This is a genomic window from Thauera aromatica (assembly GCF_023093595.1).
Classification (GTDB): Bacteria; Pseudomonadota; Gammaproteobacteria; order Burkholderiales; family Rhodocyclaceae; genus Thauera; species Thauera aromatica_A.
In genome coordinates this window covers 40,939-59,584 of record NZ_JALLIK010000107.1, presented here as the reverse complement: position 1 = coordinate 59,584, position 18,646 = coordinate 40,939, and the positions used below count along the sequence as shown (strand labels likewise).

Genomic DNA, 18,646 nt, shown 5'->3' with positions numbered 1-18,646 from the left:
CCCCTGCCGTGCGTGCCCTTAGCGGGCTTCCCAGAGCTGATCGACCACCTTGCGGGAGATGGCGAGCAGGACCCGGCGGCGATATTTGACTCCGGTGATGGTGGTCCTGAGCACGTTGGAGGTCTTGCGCACCAGCTGGGCCAGGGTCTCGGCTGCCGCGTCGTCCCAGTTGCCGCCCACCAGCGCGTCGACCGGCACCATCAGGGGGGCGGAGTTGGAACCGGTGATGGCCACTCGCAGACCGGCGATCCGGTCCCCGTCACGATGCAGGGCGGCGGCGACGCCGGCCAGCGGAAAGTCGACGGCATCGCGGATACGCACCTTGGAGTAGGCGGCTTTCCAGCCACCGGTGGGCGGAACCTCGATCGCGGCGAGCAGTTCGCCCTTCTCCAGGGTCAGGTGCTCGGCGCCGCTTTCGCGGAACAACTGTGCCACCGGCACGGTACGTTTGCCGGCGGGGCCGACGATCTCGGCGTGGGCGTCGAGCACCATCAGCGCGGGGGCAACGTCGCCGTGATAGGTCGCGTAGCAGCGATCGCTCTTGACGATCACGTGACACTTGTCGCCCTTGTACTTGAGGCAATAGCCGTTGCCGGAGCGCCACCATTCGCTCTGGTTGTAGAAGGTGCAGCGCGTGTCCTGGCACAGGTTGCCGCCGAGGGTGGCGGCCGCGCGGTGGGTCGGCCCGGCGACCGATTCGGCCGCCTGGGCCAGGGCTGGCCAGGTTGTCCGGATGGCGTCGTGCTCGGCGATGGCCTCCAGGGTGGCGCCGGCGCCGAGGCGCAGACTGCCGTCGGCCAGCGTCGAGATGACGCCGAGGCCGTCGATGCCGGTCAGATCGACCAGCGCGGCGGGCTGGCCCAGGCCACGGCGCAGGTTGGGCAGCAGGTCGGTGCCGGCGCCCAGGGGAACGGTACCGTCGGCGGCCAGGGCGTTGACTGCGTCGGCCAGCGTGGCGGGACGGTGGGTGCGGAAATCGGTGAGGATGTTCATGCTGCGGCTTCCTTGGCGTCGAGCAGTTCAGTGATGCGGTCGGGGCTGAGCGGGAAATCGGTGGCGCGCACGCCCACCGCTTCGTACACCGCTTCGTGGATCGCGGGAAGGAATCCGGCCAGCATCCCTTCCGAGGCCTCCTTGGCGCCGAACGGGCCGTTGGGGTCCATGCTCTCGACGATGATCACCTCGATGTCGGGGCTCTCCACGATGGTCGGCACCCGGTAATCGAGGATGTTGCCATGGACCATGCGGCCGTTGTCATAGACCGTTTCTTCCGACAGCGCCTGCCCCATGCCCATCCACACGCCGCCTTGCGTCTGGCCTTCCACCGCCAGCGGATTGAGGGCCTTGCCCACGTCGACCGCCACCCACACCTTGTGTGCGGTGACCTTGCCGGTGATCTCGTCGACCGACGCTTCCACCACCTGGGCGGCGTAGCAAAAGCCCATGGTGGCGCCGATCGCGCTGCCGCGGATCTTCTTGTCGCCCTGGAATTCGGTCGGGCAGGTGTAGGTGCCCTTCACCGTGATGGTGCCGGAGTCGACCATCGCGGCCTTGACCACTTCCTGGAAGGTGAGGCCGGGGTCCTGGCTGCCCGAGACCATGAACATCTCGTCGATGACTTCGATGTCTTCCTCGCGGGCGTCGAGTTTCTTCGCCGCGGCCTTGACCAGGACGCCTTTGAGCTCTTCGGCGGCGGAAATCGAGGCGTTGCCCACCATGAAGGTGACGCGCGACGAATAGGAGCCGTTGTCCTTGGGCGTCAGCGCGCTGTCGGCGGAGATCACCCGGATGCGGTCGAGGCGCACGCCCAGCACTTCGGCGGCGACCTGCGAGGCCATGGTGTTGGAACCCTGGCCGATGTCGGCGGCGCCGGTGAGCAAGGTGATGCCGCCGTCGAAGTCGAGCTTCAGGTTGACGGTGGCGTGGGGCTCGCCGGTCCAGTGCTTCGGCGTCGAGGTGCCCGACACGAAGTGCGACAGCGCGATGCCGAGGCCGCGCCCCTTGGGTAGCTTGCCCTTGCGTTCTTCCCAGCCCGAGGCGGCCTTGACCTTCTCCAGGCACTCCGGCACGCCGTAGCTCATCACCCGCTGGGCGTACATGGTGACGTAGGGGATCTGCGGCAGCATGTTGATCTGGCGGATCTTGAGCGAGTCGATGCCCAGTTCCTCGCCCATTTCGGTGAGCAGCGCCTCGAACGCGGCGCGGGTATCGACCGTGCCATGGCCGCGCATCGCGCCGCAGGGCGGGGTGTTGGTGTAGACGCGCCAGGCGTCGTGCTTGATCGCCGGGATGTGGTAGAGCCCGTGCATCAGCGCGCCGGTGTAGAGGATGGTGATGATGCCGTAGCCGGCATAGGCGCCGCCGGCCTGGGTGGCTTCCAGCGCGAGGGCGGCAATCTTGCCGTCCTTTTTCAGGCCGATCTTCATCTTCACTTCGGTCCACGGCCGACCGCGGTGGGCGATGAAGGTTTCCTCGCGCGTCTGCAGCAGGCGCACCGTGCCCTTGGCCTTGCGTGCCAGCAGGCCGGCGATGATCTCGAAGTGCAGGGCCTCGGTGCGGGCGCCGAAGCCACCGCCGAGGAAGGGCTTGATTACGCGGATGCGGGCCGAGTCCATCTGCAGGCAGGCCGCCACCTTGAGATGCACGTAGTAGGGCACCTGGGTGGTGGTGTTGAGCGTGAGCATGTCGCGCACCGGGTCGTACTCGGCCAGGGTGGCGTTCAGCTCCATATGAACGTGGTTGACTTCGGCGAAGGTGTAGGTCTTTTCGCGGACCAGGTCGGCTTCGGCGAAGGCGGCGGCGACATCGCCGAACTCGGCGTGGACTTCACGCAGGATGTTGTTGGGCTTGTCGTCGTGAAGGGCGATCGCGCCTGCCTTCATCGCCGCCTTGGGCGTCATGTAGGCGGGCAGGACCTCGTAGTCGACCTTGATCAGGGCGAGCGCCTTCTCGGCGGTCACTTCGTCGACGGCGGCGACGGCCGCCACTGGGTCGCCGCGGTAGCGCACCTTGTCGCGGGCGAGCGGGTACTCGTTCTCGGCGATCGGCAGCACGCCGAACGGCACCGGGGTTTCGGCGCCGGTGCACACGGCGATGACGCCTTCCAGGGCTTCGGCGGCCGACGTGTCGATGGCGAGGATGCGGGCGTGGGCATGAGGCGAGCGCAGGATGCGCCCCACCAGGGCGTCGGGGGCGGCGATGTCGGCCGTGTACTTGGCCTTGCCGGTGACTTTTTCGACACCGTCCACCAGGGGCGTGCGGACGCCGACGGTGCCGTGCTTGGGGAATTTCGGGCTCATCGTGCGCCCTCCTCGCACAACCGGGCTGCGGCCGCGGTCTCGACCGACTCGATGATCTTCACATAGCCGGTGCAGCGGCAGAGGTTGCCGGCGAGCGCGGTCTTGATCTCGTCGCGCGACGGGGAGGGGTTCTTCCGCAGTAGTGCCTCCGATGCCATGATCATGCCCGGGGTACAGAACCCGCACTGGGTGCCGAGCTTTTCGTGGAAGGCGGCCTGGAGCTTGGACAGCGTGCCCTGGGTGGCCAGGGATTCGACCGTTTCCACCTTCTTGCCGGCGACCTGGTGGGCCAGGGTGGAACAGGCCAGGCGCGGCCGGTCATCCACGAGGACGGTGCAGGCGCCGCACTCGCCGCCGTCGCAGCCCTGCTTGGTACCGGTCAGGCCGACGGTTTCGCGCAGGTAGTCCAGCAGCAGCATGTTGTCGGGAACAAGGTCCTCACGGGCGCGCCCGTTGAGGGTCAGACGAAGGATGTTTTTCAAGGTTGACCTCCTATTCCCGCACATTGGCCGGGGTTTCACTATCTTGTTGGTAAAGCCGTTTCAGCAGGTCGATCAGCGTGCCGCGTTCGGCATCGCTGAGTCGGGCCGAAAAATCCTGATCCTGTCGCAGCACGGCCTGCTCGATGCGTGCCAGCGCCTGAACACCGGGTGTGGTCATGTGCAGGCAGTAGCGTCGACGGTCGGTCGGGGAGGCGTCCCGGACGATCAGTCCTTTCTCCTCGAGCTGGTTCACGACCTTGACGATCGAGGAGCGATCCACGTCCATTGCCACCGCGAGAGCACTCTGGCTCAGCCCGGGGTTGTTGGCGATCACCTGCAGCATCCCGTAAAGGCCTGGCGTGATGCCCTCGGTGGTGGTGATGGTCCGGGCGAACTGCCTGAACGCGGCGATCTGCCCGCGACGCAGATGAAAACCCAGCTCACCGGTCATTGGGCCATGGAAAACCTCCGCCAGGTCGCTGTTGGCTGGTTTGCCCCGGTGTTTGCGCATGAAATCCTCTCGATGACTCTGCGCAGATTGTTAACCAGGGCAACAAAATTGGCAACCGAATTGTTTGTGTAGGCAACAATTTTATTGCCCTCTTTTCAAACCGGCGGGATGATCGGAAAATCCGCAGGACGGGTTACCATCGCTGTCCGTCCCATCCGGATGCGGCCGAACGCCCAGCCTGGACGAGAGGCCGCCTGAATTCGCCACCGGAGGAATCCTGCCGCTGGCCGCCCCCGCCAACCGGAACAGACCCATGACCGAGACCGAGCGCCAGGCTTCTGACTACCTTCCGACCCTGCCTGACTGCGAATTGTCGGTGCGCCGGGTTTTCGGGCTGGACACCGACATGGTGGTGCCGGCCTTCAGCCAGGGCAGCGAGCATGTGCCGCAACTCGATGACACCTACCGCTTCGACCACGACACTGCGCTGGCCATCCTCGCCGGCTTCGCCTACAACCGGCGGGTCATGATCCAGGGCTATCACGGCACCGGAAAATCGACCCATATCGAGCAGGTGGCGGCGCGCCTGAACTGGCCGTGCGTGCGCATCAATCTCGACAGCCACGTCAGCCGCATCGACCTGATCGGCAAGGACGCGATCGTCCTGCGCGACGGCAAGCAGGTGACCGAATTCCGCGAAGGCATCCTGCCGTGGGCGCTGCAGCATCCCTGCGCCCTGGTGTTCGACGAATACGACGCCGGCCGCCCCGACGTGATGTTCGTGATCCAGCGCGTGCTCGAAGTCGAGGGTCGGCTCACCTTGCTCGACCAGTCGCGGGTGATCCATCCGCATCCCGCGTTCCGCCTGTTCGCCACCGCCAACACCATCGGCCTGGGCGATACCACCGGCCTCTACCATGGCACCCAGCAGATCAACCAGGCGCAGATGGATCGCTGGAACATCGTCGCCACCCTGAACTATCTCGAGCATGACGCCGAAGTGGGGATCGTCCTCGCCAAGATGCCCGCCTACGACACCCGGGAAGGGCGGGAGCGGGTCGGCGCCATGGTGATGCTGGCCGATCTCACCCGCAGCGGCTTCATCAACGGCGACCTCTCCACCGTCATGTCGCCGCGCACGGTGCTGACCTGGGCCGAAAACACGCTGATCTTCAAGGATATCCGCTTTGCTTTCCGGGTCACGTTCCTGAACAAGTGCGACGATGTCGAGCGCGCCGCGGTGGCCGAGTACTACCAGCGCTGTTTCGGTGAGGAACTGATCGATCCGCGGACGCCCTCGGCAGCGGCCTAGCGTCCATGGCGTACCAGCGCACCCGCCCGGAACGCGCGCCCGAAGCGCCGCCGGGCGTCCTTGGAAGGGCAGTTGTCAGCGCCTTTCGCGCCATGGCCGGGCCGGCCGCCGCCGACTCGGCGGGCACCCGCGCCCGCCTGACCGATCTTGCACAGCACTGCGTGACTGTGGAGGACATCGCGCGCCTGCGCGGGCAGGCCGATGCGCAGGCATTGCGTCTGCGCTATCACGATGCGTGCCTCCATGAGCGGACGATGCCGGCGGGCGAAGATGCGCGCGCCGTCTATGACGCCATCGAGCAGGCACGCGTCGAAGCCCTGGGAGGCCGCCGGATGGCCGGCGTCTCGGCCAACCTCTCCGCCCTGATCGAGCAGCACTGCCGGGCGAGGAAATTCGACCGGGCGACGAGCCGGGCGCAGGTGCCGCTAGCCGAAGCGCTGTACGTTCTGGCCCGCGAACGCTTCTGCGGCACGCCGCCGCCGCCCGCCGCGCGGACCATGGTCGAACTGTGGCGCCCCTTTGTCGAAGCGAGGGCCGGGCGCAACCTCGAGGCGCTCGGCGGGCGCCTGCACGATGAGGAGGCTTTCGCCGCGGGCTTGAATGCGCTGGTTGCGGCGCTGGAACTGGAAGGCGGCAGCGGCGAACCGGAGGAGGAGCGCAAACTCGGCCACCGCCAGGACGAGACGCACACCGAAGAGGCCCCGGAGCAGCGCCACGGGGCGGGGGAGGCTGCACAGAACGCCGACAGCCCGCATCGCCGGGTGAGCGCCGGCCGGGCCGCGGGCCGGCCGGGCGCGGCCGCCGAAGCGCTGTTTTCACCCGAGCGCGGGGCCGGAGAGGCCGGCGCGTCCGCTTCGCGCCGGCCTGTGCCGTCGTTGCCGGGGGGCCAGGCCTATCATCCCTACACCACCGCCTTCGACCAGACCGTGGATGCCGAAGACCTGTGCGAAGCCGGCGAGCTGCACCGGCTGCGCAGCCGGCTCGACCGCGAGTTGGTCCATTTCCAGCACCTCGTCGGCCGCCTCGCCAACCGCCTGCAGCGCCGCCTGTTGGCGAGGCAGATGCGGGACTGGGTGTTCGACCTCGAAGAAGGCTTGCTCGACACCGGCCGGCTCGACCGCATCGTCGTCAGCCCGGATCACGGCCTGTCCTTCAAGCTCGAAAAGGATTCCGATTTCCGCGACACCGCGGTCAGCCTGCTGATCGACAACTCCGCTTCGATGCGCGGCCGCCCGATCACGGTGGCGGCGATGAGTGCCGATATTCTGGCGCGCACCCTCGAGCGCTGCGGCATCAAGGTCGAAATCCTCGGGTTCACGACGCGCGCCTGGAAGGGGGGGCAGGCGCGCGCGCAATGGCAGCACGACGGTGAACCGGCCGACCCGGGGCGGCTCAACGATCTTCGCCACATCCTCTACAAGGCGGCCGACACCCCCTGGCGGCGGGCACGCAAGAACCTCGGCCTGATGCTGCGCGAAGGCCTGCCGAAAGAGAACATCGACGGCGAGGCCCTGCTCTGGGCGCATCGCCGCCTGATTGCCCGCCCCGAGCGCCGGCGCATCCTGGTGGTGATTTCCGACGGGGAGCCGGCCGACGATTCGACCTTGTCGGCCAACCCGGGGCACTATCTGGCGCAGCACCTGCGCGACGTGATCGCCTGGATCGAGCAGCGCTCCCCGGTCGAGCTGGTCGCGATCGGCATCGGCCACGACGTAAGCCGTTATTATCGCCGCGCCGTCACCATCGACGATGTCGACGCGCTGGCGGGCGTCATGCTCGAACAGCTGTCGGCGCTGTTCGAGGAAGAGCTGCGGCGCCCGCGGCCGTCCGCGCCCGGGAGTGGCCGGACGGTGCGCTGACGCCGTGACCGGCCCGATTCACGAAACGACAAGGAAACCCGATGAGCAGTTTGCCGAAATGCCCTGCGTGCAGTTCCGAATATTCCTACGAGGACGGCGCGATGTACGTCTGCGCCGAATGCGCGCACGAATGGCCGAAAACCGCGGCCGAAGACGGAGAGGAAGACGGACACGAGGCCGGGCGCGCGTTCCGCGATGCCAACGGCAACGTGCTGGAGGACGGCGACAGCGTCACCGTGATCAAGGATCTGAAAGTCAAAGGTTCGTCGCTGGTGGTGAAGGTGGGCACCAAAGTCAGGAACATCCGCCTGGTCGACGGCGATCACGACATCGACTGCAAGATCGACGGCATCGGCGCGATGAAGCTGAAGTCGGCGTTCGTGAAGAAGAGCTGAAGGCGAAGCCGCTTCCCGGCCGAGCGCGCGCCTCCACCGGGAAAGGGATGGGCGGCGCGGGCAGGCGGCGCCGCAAAGCGCCGGCCCCGCCGCGCCGGGCGGGAACTTCGGGCGGAGCGGGGCTTTCACACCGGCAGCGGGCAGCGGGCAGCGGGCAGCGGGCAGCGGGCAACGGGTGCGGGTAAAGCACGAGCCGGCTGCCGTCCGTGTCCGCCCCTGTAATACACTCGACCCTCCCCCGCACAGAACCCGACCACACGGTGCAGCCATGAGCGTCCTCGAAGCCGTCCGGCCCCTGCACGGCAAACTTACCGCCATCCGGCGCGACCTCCATGCCCATCCCGAGCTGGCGTTCAAGGAGCATCGCACTGCCGAACTCGTCGCCCGCCATCTGCAGCAACTGGGGATCGAGACCCATTGCGGCATCGGCGGTACCGGCGTCATCGGCGTCGTTCGCGGCGGACGCGGCCTGCGCGCGATCGGCCTGCGCGCCGACATGGACGCGCTGCCGATCACCGAGCGCAACACTTTCGCCCATGCGTCCACCGTCCGCGGCTGCATGCACGCCTGCGGCCACGACGGACACACCACGATGCTGCTCGGTGCGGCCGAGGCGTTGGCGGCACGGCGTGATTTCGACGGCACCGTGTATCTGATCTTCCAGCCTGCCGAGGAGGGCGAGGGCGGGGCGGCGGCGATGATCGCCGACGGCCTGTTCGAGCGCTTCCCGATGGAGGCGGTGTTCGGCATGCACAACTGGCCGGGCATGGAAGCCGGCAGCTTCGCCGTCCACAGCGGTCCGGTGATGGCCAGCGCCGATCGTTTCGACGTCTGTTTCACCGGCGTCGGTGCGCACGCGGCGATGCCGCACCTGGGCACGGACCCGCTCCTGGCGGGGGCGGCCTTCGTGCAGGCGGTGCAGGCCCTGGTCAGCCGCCGCGTAGACCCGATCGACGCGGCGGTGGTGTCGGTAACCCGCTTTCATGCCGGCGAGGCCTATAACGCGATTCCCGACCGTGCCGAGCTGTGCGGCACGGTGCGCACCTTCTCCGCCGAAGTGCGCGACATGCTGGAGCAGGGGCTGCGCCAGGTCGCCGAAGGGGTCGCCGCGAGCCACGGCGTGCAGTTCGATTTCGGCTACCGCCGCGGCTATCCGCCGACGCACAACACCGCGCCCGAAGCAGCGTGCTGCGCCGAGGCCGCGCGCGCGGTCGCGGGCGCCGGGCGGGTAGCGGTCGATGGCCGCCCGAGCATGGGGGCGGAGGATTTCGCCTACTACCTCGAGCATAAGCCGGGGGCCTATGTGTGGATCGGCAACGGCCCCGGGACGGGCGGGTGCACGCTGCACAATCCGAACTACGACTTCAACGACGAGATCCTGAGCGTGGGCGCGGCCTACTGGTGCGAACTGGTGCGCACGCTGCTCGCCCCGGTGGAGCAGGGCCGGGGGCGATGATGCGGAACCTGCGTCTGGCCTGGCGGATGATGCTGCGCGACCTGCGCAGCGGCGAGCTGCACCTGCTCGGGCTGGCGATCGTGATTGCGGTGGCGAGCCTGACCAGCGTCGGCTTTCTCGCCGACCGCGTCGGCCGTGCGCTCGACCGCGAGGCCAACCAGCTGCTCGGTGGCGATTTGCTGCTGCGTGCCGATCGTCCGTGGCCGGCGCACTTTGGCGAAGAGGCGCGCGCACGCGGCCTGCAGACCGCGACCACGGTGTTGTTCACGAGCATGGCGGGAACCGCGGAAACGGTTGCGCTGACGGGCGTGAAAGTGGTGGAGGCGGGCTACCCGCTGCGCGGTACGATCCGCATCGCGCCCGGGCCGAATCAGGCCGACGCCGCCGCCGGGCGCGTGCCCGAGCGCGGCGAGGTGTGGCTCGACGAGCGCCTGTTCGCCGAACTCGGGGTCGAGACCGGGCAGTCCGTCGGGCTCGGCGAACTCCAGTTCCGCGTCGGGGCGATGATCGGTTTCGAATCCGACCGCGGGGCCAACTTCTTCAGCCTGCTGCCGAGAGCGGTTTTCAACCTCGAGGACCTCGCGGCCACCGGCCTGATTACCGAAGGCAGCCGAGCGACCTGGCGCTTGCATGTGGCCGGAGCGGCGGAAACGGTGGCGGCCTACGAGCGCTGGGCGCGCGCCCGTCTGGAGCGGGGGCAGGCGGTGGAGGGGGTCGATGACGCCCGTCCCGAAGTGCGCGCCGCGCTTGATCAGGCACAGCGCTTCCTGCGCCTGGCGGCGCTGCTCGCGGTGATCCTGGCCGCGGTCGCGGTGGGGCTGTCGGCGCGCCGTTTCATGGCCCGCCACCTCGACGGCTGTGCGGTGATGCGGGTGCTCGGTGCACGCCAGGCTCAGGTGCTGGGGATCGTGATCGGCGAATTCGTGCTGTTCGGCGTGGCCGCGGCGGCGGCCGGTTCCGCGCTGGGCTGGGCGGTGCAATGGGGCTTGGCGGGGGGACTGCGCGAGCTTCTGGCGACCGAACTGCCCGCGCCCTCGTGGCTGCCGCTGGCCCATGGGCTGGTGGTGGGCATGGCCTTGCTCGCCGGGTTCGTGTTGCCGCAGCTGCTGCGCCTGGGCCGGGTCAGCACGCTGCGCGTATTGCGCCGCGAGTTTGCGTTTGCCGAGCCGGTTTCCGGCACGGCCTGGGCGCTGGGGCTGGGCGCGCTGCTCGGCCTGGTGTTCTGGATCGCGGTCGATGTGCGCCTCGGGGCGATGGTCGCGGCGGGCTTCGTGGCGGCGCTCGGCGTGTTCGCGCTGGCGGCGTGGGGCGTGTTGTGGTTGGCCGGCCGGCTCAAGGGCGAGGGCAGCCTGCGCGGCGGGGGCTGGCGCTACGGTGTGGCCGCGCTCGGCCGTCGCATGAGCGCCAGCGTGATCCAGGTGGTGGCGCTCGGCCTGGGCATGACCGCCCTGTTGCTGCTGACCCTGGTCCGTGCCGACCTCCTCGACAACTGGCGGCGGATGGCCCCGGCCGACGCCCCCAACCGCTTCGTCATCAATATCCAGCCCGCTCAGCGGGCTGGAGTCGGCGAGCTGTTTGCCGCTGAAGGGCTGCCGGTGCCGGAAATCCAGCCGATGATCCGCGGCCGCATGGTGGCGATCAACGGCCGCCCGGTCGACCCGGACGCCTTCGACAATCCGCGCACCCGCCGCCTGGCCGAGCGCGAGTTCAACCTGTCCTACGCTGCCGAACTGCCCGCCGGCAATGCGGTGGAGGCGGGGCGCTGGCACGGCGCTGAGCGTGTGCCGCAGTTCTCGGTGGAAAAAGGGCTGGCGCAGACGTTCGGCCTGGAAGTGGGCGATCGGGTGGCCTTCGACATCGGCGGAACGCGGATCGAGGCCCCGCTCACCAGCGTGCGCCGGCTCGACTGGGATTCGATGCGGGTGAACTTCTTCTTCATCGCCGCGCCGGGCCTGCTCGAGGAGCAACCGGCGAGCCTGATCACCAGCTTCCACCTGCCGCCTTCGGCCCACGGCTTCACCACCCGCTTGATCGAGCGCTTTCCCAACCTCACTGTCATCGATGTCGCCGCGGTGCTGGCCCAGGTGCAGTCGATCACCGACAAGCTGATCGTGGTCGTCCAGTTCGTGTTCGGGTTCGCCGTGCTCGCCGGTCTGGTCGTGCTGTACTCGGCCTTGCAGGCTACCCACGACGAGCGTGAATACGAGCTTGCGATGCTGCGCACCCTGGGCGCACGCAACCGCCAGGTGCGCCAGGCGCTGCTTGCGGAGTTCCTCGTCCTCGGCGGCGTCGCCGGGGGGCTGGCCGGCCTCGGTGCGAGCGCGATCGGCTGGGTGCTCGCCGAGCAGGTCTTCAAGATGCCTTATCTCCCCGCTCCGGGACCGGTCTTGGTCGCTGCGCTGTGCGGCGCCGCCGGCGTGGTCGGCGGGGGCTGGCTGGGCACGCGCACGCTCCTGTCGCGTCCGCCGCTGGCGAGCCTGCGCGCGCTCGGCTGAAGCCCCTGCGCCGAAGGTACCGTCCGACCCTATGCCGTCCAACCCTATGCCGCCCAGCCGTCGCCCGCGCAACTCCAGAAGCTGCTTCGATGACTCAGACTGAAATGATTTTTGCCGCCCTGCTCGGCGCGGCGGTGCTACTGTCGGCCTGGCTGCTGCTGCGCAGCTTCGCCCACGAGCGCGACCTGCAGCAGCGCCTGGCGGAGGTGCTGTCCGAGCAGCTCGACGACCGCCTGGCGGCCCAGCATCGTGAAATCCTGCGCGATCTGCACGAAGGCCTGGCGCGCCAGAGCGACCGCATCGGCGAACACGCGCGCGCCGACCGTGATCTGCTGCAGCGCGGCCTGAGCGCGGCGTCGCTGCAGTTGTCGCGCGGCATGCAGGCGCTGACCCAGAGCGTCGACGGACGTCTGGATACCTTGTCCGGGCAGGTGAACCAGCGCCTCGACGAAGGTTTTCGCAAAACCAACGAGACCTTCGCCAGCGTGATGGCGCGGCTGGCGACGATCGACGAGGCGCAGAAGAAGATCGATGGACTGACCACCAACGTCGTCAGCCTGCAGGAGCTGCTCGGCGACAAACGGGCGCGCGGCGCCTTCGGTGAAGTCCAGCTCGAGGCTCTGGTGCACAACGCCTTGCCGCCCGATGCCTATGCCTTCCAGCAGATGCTGCCCAACGGCACCCGCGTCGATTGCCTGCTGACGCTGCCGGCGCCGACCGGCAAGGTGGCGGTGGACGCGAAGTTCCCGCTGGAAAACTACCACCGCATGTTCGACGCCGATGCCGCCGAGCTCGACCGCCGGAGCGCGCAGCAGGCGTTCCGTGCCGACGTCAAGCGCCACGTCGATGCGATTGCGGGCAAGTACATCCTCCCCGGCACGACTTCCGACGGGGCGGTGCTGTTCCTGCCGGCCGAGGCGGTGTTCGCCGAAATCCACGCTTACCACCCGGAGGTCGTCGCCTACGCCCAGCACAAGCGGGTGTGGATCGTGTCGCCGACGACGCTGATGGCAGTGCTCAATACCGCGCGCGCAGTGCTCAAGGATGTCGAGACGCGCAAGCAGATCCACGTCATCCAGGATGCGCTCGCCAGACTGGCGAAGGATTTCCAGCGTTTCGACGAACGCATGGCCGCGCTTGCCCGCCATATCGAGCAGGCCAGCCGCGACGTGCAGGATGTGCACACTTCCAGCCGCAAGATCAGTGCCCACTTCCAGAAGATCGAGTCGGCGCAGCTCGATGAACTCGACGCGCCCGACGTCGAGGAACGGACGCGAACTTGATCGCGAACAGGGAGCCGCCGCCTCCCTCCCTGTATCGTGCCAGCCATTCAGACTCTCGAGCCAGGCTTTCAACCTATGTCTTCGATTCCCTTCCCGATCCTCTTCATCATGCTGGTGTTCTTCACCATGTGGCTGATCCTGCGCAAGTTCCACCGCATCGAGGAGAAAAAGCGGAACCTGCCCGAACGCGGCGCCTATCTCCAGGCTCATGCGCAGTCCGACGCGCGCTGCATCGCCTGCGGCGCGACCGAACTCGAGGACCAGGGACTGACCCACGGCGAGGACGAGCGCCGGATCGTGTCCTGCGGCAAGTGCCGGACGCTGCTCTATCGCTTCGTCCGCCCGGCTGCCGAGTAGCTCCGCCACGGCCCGGCTTCCCCCTGGCAGCCGTTGCCGGGCTACGGTTCAGGGGCTTGGTGCCGGGCCGGGGGCGGGGAGACGTTCGGGTTCGTCGGAGGCCGGTTCGCCCTGCTCGTTGAGCAGGTCGTGCAGCCAGTGGCCGTGGCGGTTGGCCTTGGTGTGCAGGTAGCGCTGGTTCTGCGCCGTCACTGCGCCGTAGATCGCCTGGCGGGCGACGACGTTGATGCCGGCGCGCTGGAGCGCCTCGACCTTGCCCGGGTTGTTGGTCAGCAGCAGTACCTTGGGGATGCCGAGTGCTTCGAGCATCTCGTGGGCGACGCGGTACGTGCGCTCGTCCTTGGAAAAGCCGATCACCTGGTCGGCGTCGATGGTGTCCAGCCCTTCGTCCTGCAGGCCGTAGGCGCGCAGCTTGTTGGCGAGGCCGATGCCGCGCCCCTCCTGGGTCAGATACAGCAGGACGCCGCCGCCCTGGGCGCGGATCGCGGCCACCCCGCGGCGCAGCTGTTCGCCGCAGTCGCAGCGCAGGCTGCCGAAGAGATCTCCGGTCAGACAGGACGAATGCAGGCGCACCGGTACCGCATCCGGCCAGCGTGCGCGCTCGCCGATGACGATGGCGACATGCTCGTGCATGCCGTCGGCTTCGCGAAAGAGAATGAAGCGGCTGTCGTCAGCCTCGGACAGCGGCACACGCGCTTCGCTCACCCGCCTGAGCTGGCCGGAGCCGCTCTGGCACAGGCGCAAGGCTTCGCTGACATCGACCGCGAGCAGCGTGCCGTCGGCGACTTCAGCGGCGGCCGCCGCCGCCCGTGCCGGCAAGACCGGGCAGGCGATCGCTGCCGGCACCAGCTGGGCGCGGGCGAGCAGGCGGACTGCGGCGTCCTCGCAGCGTTCCGCCGGTCTCGCCGTGCATGCCGCAGGCAGGCGGGCGCCGCGTGTCCACGCCAGCTCGCGCAGTGCCTCGCACGTGGGCAGGGATTCGAAAGCGAGCGCCTGGGCGTCGCCGTCCACCGTCCGCCCCAGAGCGGCCATGCGGTGGCGGCTGAGCACCAGCTGTGCGGTCGACCCGGCAAGTGCCTGGAGCGCGGCGAGCGCGTCGTCGCTCAGCCCTTCGACCGCCTGGACGAGGACGCTGCGGTCGGTGTCGCGCAACAGGATGGGAAGGCCGCGTCGCAGGTCGAAAATTGCACGCTCGGCTTGGCGCATTGCTTGTTCTCCGTTCGGATGTTCGGGCCCGTCGTTCGAGCGGGGCGGGTCAGGGCGGGTCAGGGCGGGCCGGATCGGGTGGGATCGAGTGGGGCTCGATATCGATTGTGGGCGATTGTGGGTTGAATCGCTTTTAACAGATTGGGGCGGAGCGCGCATTCTGCAAGCGGCCGGCAGCGCGGTGGGCGAACCGTGCCCGCAGCGGGGAAAGGCGCCAGCGAGGGCGGCGGCGGGGCAGTGAGAGCGGCGGCCGCGGATCGAAGCCGCCTGTGCGCCCGTGCCGCGGTGCCTGCCCGGGCCGGCGCCGGCTCAGCCTCCGATGTAGGACATTTCGATCTTGCGCAGGGCGGCGGTTTCCGCGGTGCGCAGCTCCGAATAGCGGTCTTCGCGCCGCTGCCACACGCCGGCGATCGCGGCGTCGAGCGTGGCGTCGTCGACCCCCTGGCGCAGCAGGGCGCGCAGGTCGTGGCCGGCGTGGGCGAACAGGCAGGTGTACAGCTTGCCTTCGGTGGACAGGCGGATGCGGGTGCAGCTCGAGCAGAACGCCTGGGTCACCGAGGAGATCACGCCGACCTCGCCGCCGCCGTCCTTGTAGCGCCAGCGTTCGGCGACTTCGCCTGCGTAGTTGGGATCGATCGCTTCGAGCGGGAACAAGCGGTCGATGCGGGCGATGACTTCGCGCGAGGGCAGGACTTCGTCCATCTTCCAGCCGTTGGAGGCGCCCACGTCCATGAACTCGATGAAGCGCAGGATATGGCCGCTGTGGCGGAAGTGCCCGGCCATCGCCTCGATGTCGCTGTCGTTGGTGCCGCGCTTGACCACCATGTTGATCTTGATCGGCCCCAGCCCGGCGACCCGCGCCGCCTCGATGCCTTCGAGCACTTTTTCCACCGGGTAGTCGGCGTCGTTCATGCGCCGGAACAAGGCGTCGTCGAGCGCATCCAGGCTCACCGTGACCCGGTGCAGGCCGGCGTCCTTGAGGCGCTGGGCGAGCCTGGGCAGCAGCACGCCGTTGGTGGTGAGGGTGATCTCGACGCCGTCGAGCTTCGCCAGCATGCCGATCAGGCGCTCGATGTCCTTGCGCAGCAGCGGCTCGCCGCCGGTGATGCGGATCTTCCTGACGCCGTGGGCGACGAACAGGCGCGCTACGCGCAGGATTTCCTCGAAGCTCAGCAGTTCGCGCCGGGGCAGGAAGGCGTGGTCGTCGCCGAACACTTCGCGCGGCATGCAGTAGATGCAGCGGAAGTTGCAGCGGTCGGTGACCGAGATGCGCAGGTCGCGCACATGACGCCCGCGGCGGTCGGACAGCAGTTCTCCGGCGCTGGGGCTCGGGCCGGCATCGGGCGGAGGGAGGGGGGCGGCAGCCTCGTGGATGGGGATGACTTTCATGATAGCCATTGGAAGCGGATGCCCTGATTATCGGTACAGGGGCAGGATGGTGCAAGGCGGGCCATGATGCCGGCAGGGAATCGGCGCAAGCGGCGGGCGAAGGCGCCCCGGGAGCAGGGCGCTGCGGCAGGGCCGGGCCGGAAGAGGGGGAAGCGGGCAGTGTATCATTGCGCTCCGGACCGATCCGGCACCTGGAGAAAAACGAACATGGCCGAACTCGTGCCGCTGCCGGCGACGACACTGCGTACCCGCTGCAACCCCGCCTGCTTCAGCTTCGATACCACCGAATCCCTTGCCGACCATGCCGGCGACCTGGGGCAGGAGCGCGCCGTCGAGGCGATCCGCTTCGGCCTGGCGATGGGCCACAGCGGCTATCACGTGTTCGTCCTCGGTGAGACCGGCAGCGGCAAGCATGCGACCACCTTCCGCTTGCTGCGCGAGCGCGCCGCGACCGAGCCGGTGCCGCCCGACCTGTGCTACCTGCACAATTTCGACGAGGCCCTCAAGCCTTGCCTGCTGACGTTGCCCGCCGGCCGCGGCGCAGCACTGCGCGCGCACATGCAGACCTTCATCCGCGAACTCGGTCCGGCGCTGGGCGCCGCACTCGACAGCGATGCCCACACCGAGCGTGTCGAGGCGCTGCAGAGCGCGCACAAGGCGCGTGAGGAAGGCGCGCTGCGTGAGCTCGGCCAGGCCTGCGGGGCCGAAGGCATCTCCCTGCTGCAGACGCCGGAAGGTTTCGTGTTCGCGCCCACGCGCGATGGCGAGGTGCTGTCGCCGGAAGCGTTCGAGGCCCTGCCGGAGGCCGAGCGCCACGAGATCGAAGGCCGGGTCAGCGCCTGGAGCGAGAGGCTGGAAGACCTCCTCAACGAATTTCCCGGCTGGCGCAAGGCGGTGCGCGAGTCGATCGAGCGCGCCGAACACGAAGTGCTGGGGCCGGCGGTGTCGCACCTGCTGCGCGGCGTGCGCGAGGCCCATGTCGACCTGCCCGAGGTGCTGGCGTTTCTCGATGCGGTGGCGCTCGACGTGCTCGACAGCGCGATCAAGGGCACGATGCTCGACGAGGAAGAAGACGAGGTCGCCGAGCCCGAGGAAAGCACCCGCTACCATCGCTACCAGGTCAAGCTGCTGGTCGACCATTCGGCCTCGCAGGGCGCGCCGGTGGTGTTCGAGAACAATCCCGGCTACGGCAACCTGATCGGGCGCATCGAGCACATCGTGCAGCAGGGCAACCAGGTCAGCCACTTCAACCTGATCCGCGCCGGGGCGCTGCACCGCGCCAACGGCGGCTACCTGGTGCTCGATGCCGAGCGCCTGCTGGCCCAGCCTTTCGCCTGGGAAGGGCTCAAGCGCTGCCTGCGCGCGGGCGAGATCCGCATCGAGCCGCCGGCCGAAGCCCAGGGCTGGAGCGGGGCGCTGACGCTCGAGCCGCAGGCGCTGCCGAGCGCGCTGAAAGTGGTGCTGATCGGCGACCGCGACGTCTATTACCTGCTGATGGAGCACGACCCGGAGTTCGCCGACCTGTTCAAGGTTGCGGCCGATTTCGATGACGATCTGCCGCGCACGCCGGAAAACGAGTGCGAATATGCCCGCCTGATGGCCCTGCTGGCGCGCGGGGCGAAGCTGCTGCCGATCGAGCGCAGCGGCGTCGCCCGCCTGGTGGAGGAGGCGTCGCGCCTGGCCGAGGACGCCGGCCGGCTGTCGCTCAACACCCGCGCGCTGTCCGACCTGATGCGCGAGGCCGACTACCATGCCCGCCTGAAGGGCCTGACCGCCACCGGCCGCGCGGAAGTCGAGGCGGCGCTCGCCGCGCGCGCGCGGCGCTGCAACCGCTACCCGACCCGGGTGCGGGAATCGATTCTCGACGGGACGACGCTGATTTCCACCGACGGCGAGCGCGCCGGCCAGATCAACGGCCTGGTGGTGGTGGAGCTGGCCGCCGAGCGCTTCGGCCATCCGGTGCGGATTACCGCGACCGTGCGCATGGGCGAAGGCGACGTCGTCGACATCGAGCGCGAGACCGAGCTGGGCGGTGCGATCCATTCGAAAGGGGTGCTGATCCTGTCGGCCTTTCTCGCCGCGCGCTATGCCCGGCACCAGCCGCTGTCGTTGTCGGCGAGCCTGGTGTTCGAGCAGTCCTACGCGCCGGTCGAGGGTGACTCTGCGTCGCTGGCCGAGCTGTGCGCACTGTTGTCGGCGCTGACCCAGATCCCGATCCAGCAGCGCTTTGCGATCACCGGTTCGGTGAACCAGTTCGGCGAAGTCCAGGTGATCGGCGGCGTCAACGAAAAAATCGAAGGCTTCTTCGACCTGTGCGCTGCGCGCGGGCTGGACGGTTCGCACGGCGTGGTGATCCCGGCTGCGAGCGTGCGCCACCTGATGCTGCGCGAGGATGTGGTGCAGGCGGCCGCCGAAGGGCGTTTCCATATTCATGCGGTCAAAACCGTGGATGAGGCGATGACCGTGCTCACCGGGATCGAGGCCGGCGAGCCCGATGCGAAGGGCGTGATTCCGAAAGGTACGCTCAATCACAAGATCGCCACCGTCCTCGCCGAAATGACGGCCGCACGGCACGCGTATTCCGAGACCGAGGGCGCGGCGGGCGCGCGCCAGCATCGCCGGCGGCACGGCGTCTGACAAGGCGCGCTCCCGTTGCGCAGTC

General features: G+C 68.6%; 14 protein-coding genes. 8 read left to right on the top strand and 6 right to left on the bottom strand.

Going from position 1 to position 18,646, the window contains the following annotated elements; translation table 11 throughout:
• Positions 1-18 precede the first annotated feature (18 nt).
• Genes hcrB through MXC99_RS12960 form a run of 4 tightly spaced genes read right to left on the bottom strand, consistent with a single transcriptional unit; the run spans position 19 to position 4,292 of the window.
• Entirely contained in the window at positions 19-993 is a 975-nt protein-coding gene (gene hcrB, locus MXC99_RS12975) for a 4-hydroxybenzoyl-CoA reductase subunit beta (RefSeq protein WP_247725854.1), read from the bottom strand.
• Entirely contained in the window at positions 990-3,299 is a 2,310-nt protein-coding gene (gene hcrA / locus MXC99_RS12970) for a 4-hydroxybenzoyl-CoA reductase subunit alpha (RefSeq protein WP_247725853.1), read from the bottom strand. The genes hcrB and hcrA overlap by 4 nt, the downstream gene beginning before the upstream one ends.
• Complete coding sequence (gene hcrC, locus MXC99_RS12965; RefSeq protein ID WP_247725852.1) at positions 3,296-3,781, bottom strand: 4-hydroxybenzoyl-CoA reductase subunit gamma; 486 nt, start codon at positions 3,779-3,781, stop codon at positions 3,296-3,298. The genes hcrA and hcrC overlap by 4 nt, the downstream gene beginning before the upstream one ends.
• Positions 3,782-3,791: 10 nt before the next feature.
• Entirely contained in the window at positions 3,792-4,292 is a 501-nt protein-coding gene (locus MXC99_RS12960) for a MarR family winged helix-turn-helix transcriptional regulator (protein WP_247725851.1), read from the bottom strand.
• 253 nt (positions 4,293-4,545) lie between these two features.
• On the opposite strand from MXC99_RS12960, the gene cobS reads away from it, so the two are divergent.
• From cobS to MXC99_RS12925, 7 genes are all read left to right on the top strand, one after another.
• Complete coding sequence (gene cobS, locus MXC99_RS12955; protein WP_247725850.1) at positions 4,546-5,544, top strand: cobaltochelatase subunit CobS; 999 nt, start codon at positions 4,546-4,548, stop codon at positions 5,542-5,544.
• A 5-nt stretch (positions 5,545-5,549) separates the two neighbouring features.
• Positions 5,550-7,403 (top strand): cobaltochelatase CobT-related protein, encoded by a 1,854-nt coding sequence (locus MXC99_RS12950; RefSeq protein WP_247725849.1) that lies wholly within the window; start codon positions 5,550-5,552, stop codon positions 7,401-7,403.
• Between the two features lie 41 nt (positions 7,404-7,444).
• Positions 7,445-7,798, top strand: a complete 354-nt coding sequence (locus MXC99_RS12945; RefSeq protein ID WP_247725848.1) for a zinc ribbon domain-containing protein YjdM — start codon at positions 7,445-7,447, stop codon at positions 7,796-7,798.
• A gap of 268 nt (positions 7,799-8,066) precedes the next feature.
• The gene (locus MXC99_RS12940) at positions 8,067-9,254 is read left to right on the top strand and encodes an amidohydrolase (protein WP_247725847.1); all 1,188 of its coding nucleotides are present in this window, start codon (positions 8,067-8,069) and stop codon (positions 9,252-9,254) included.
• Positions 9,251-11,749, top strand: coding sequence for an ABC transporter permease (locus MXC99_RS12935; protein WP_247725846.1), 2,499 nt, complete (start codon positions 9,251-9,253; stop codon positions 11,747-11,749). Before MXC99_RS12940 ends, MXC99_RS12935 begins: the two co-directional genes overlap by 4 nt.
• An 89-nt stretch (positions 11,750-11,838) precedes the next feature.
• Positions 11,839-13,032, top strand: coding sequence for a DNA recombination protein RmuC (locus MXC99_RS12930; RefSeq protein WP_247725845.1), 1,194 nt, complete (start codon positions 11,839-11,841; stop codon positions 13,030-13,032).
• A gap of 75 nt (positions 13,033-13,107) precedes the next feature.
• The gene (locus MXC99_RS12925) at positions 13,108-13,389 is read left to right on the top strand and encodes a hypothetical protein (RefSeq protein WP_247725844.1); all 282 of its coding nucleotides are present in this window, start codon (positions 13,108-13,110) and stop codon (positions 13,387-13,389) included.
• A 48-nt stretch (positions 13,390-13,437) separates the two neighbouring features.
• Here MXC99_RS12925 and ribA read toward each other — a convergent pair whose 3' ends face one another.
• Together ribA and moaA are read right to left on the bottom strand one after the other, a co-directional pair.
• A complete protein-coding gene (gene ribA, locus MXC99_RS12920) occupies positions 13,438-14,595 on the bottom strand; it encodes a GTP cyclohydrolase II RibA (RefSeq protein ID WP_247725843.1) in 1,158 nt (385 codons plus the stop codon).
• Between the two features lie 309 nt (positions 14,596-14,904).
• Positions 14,905-15,984 carry a GTP 3',8-cyclase MoaA gene (gene moaA / locus MXC99_RS12915; protein ID WP_247725842.1) on the bottom strand — a complete coding sequence of 360 codons (1,080 nt, stop codon included), beginning with the start codon at positions 15,982-15,984 and terminating at the stop codon, positions 14,905-14,907.
• 207 nt (positions 15,985-16,191) lie between these two features.
• On the opposite strand from moaA, the gene MXC99_RS12910 reads away from it, so the two are divergent.
• The gene (locus tag MXC99_RS12910) at positions 16,192-18,621 is read left to right on the top strand and encodes a Lon protease family protein (RefSeq protein ID WP_247725841.1); all 2,430 of its coding nucleotides are present in this window, start codon (positions 16,192-16,194) and stop codon (positions 18,619-18,621) included.
• The last annotated feature ends 25 nt before the right edge of the window (positions 18,622-18,646 follow it).

What these genes read in the sequence shown, in the direction of transcription:
- hcrB (WP_247725854.1), bottom strand. Translation starts at nt 993, where the DNA reads ATGAACATCCTCACCGATTTCCGCACCCACCGTCCCGCCACGCTGGCC.
- hcrA (WP_247725853.1), bottom strand. Translation starts at nt 3,299, where the DNA reads ATGAGCCCGAAATTCCCCAAGCACGGCACCGTCGGCGTCCGCACGCCC.
- MXC99_RS12960 (WP_247725851.1), bottom strand. Translation starts at nt 4,292, where the DNA reads ATGCGCAAACACCGGGGCAAACCAGCCAACAGCGACCTGGCGGAGGTT.
- cobS (WP_247725850.1), top strand. Translation starts at nt 4,546, where the DNA reads ATGACCGAGACCGAGCGCCAGGCTTCTGACTACCTTCCGACCCTGCCT.
- MXC99_RS12950 (WP_247725849.1), top strand. Translation starts at nt 5,550, where the DNA reads ATGGCGTACCAGCGCACCCGCCCGGAACGCGCGCCCGAAGCGCCGCCG.
- MXC99_RS12945 (WP_247725848.1), top strand. Translation starts at nt 7,445, where the DNA reads ATGAGCAGTTTGCCGAAATGCCCTGCGTGCAGTTCCGAATATTCCTAC.
- MXC99_RS12940 (WP_247725847.1), top strand. Translation starts at nt 8,067, where the DNA reads ATGAGCGTCCTCGAAGCCGTCCGGCCCCTGCACGGCAAACTTACCGCC.
- MXC99_RS12935 (WP_247725846.1), top strand. Translation starts at nt 9,251, where the DNA reads ATGATGCGGAACCTGCGTCTGGCCTGGCGGATGATGCTGCGCGACCTG.
- MXC99_RS12930 (WP_247725845.1), top strand. Translation starts at nt 11,839, where the DNA reads ATGACTCAGACTGAAATGATTTTTGCCGCCCTGCTCGGCGCGGCGGTG.
- MXC99_RS12925 (WP_247725844.1), top strand. Translation starts at nt 13,108, where the DNA reads ATGTCTTCGATTCCCTTCCCGATCCTCTTCATCATGCTGGTGTTCTTC.
- ribA (WP_247725843.1), bottom strand. Translation starts at nt 14,595, where the DNA reads ATGCGCCAAGCCGAGCGTGCAATTTTCGACCTGCGACGCGGCCTTCCC.
- moaA (WP_247725842.1), bottom strand. Translation starts at nt 15,984, where the DNA reads ATGAAAGTCATCCCCATCCACGAGGCTGCCGCCCCCCTCCCTCCGCCC.
- MXC99_RS12910 (WP_247725841.1), top strand. Translation starts at nt 16,192, where the DNA reads ATGGCCGAACTCGTGCCGCTGCCGGCGACGACACTGCGTACCCGCTGC.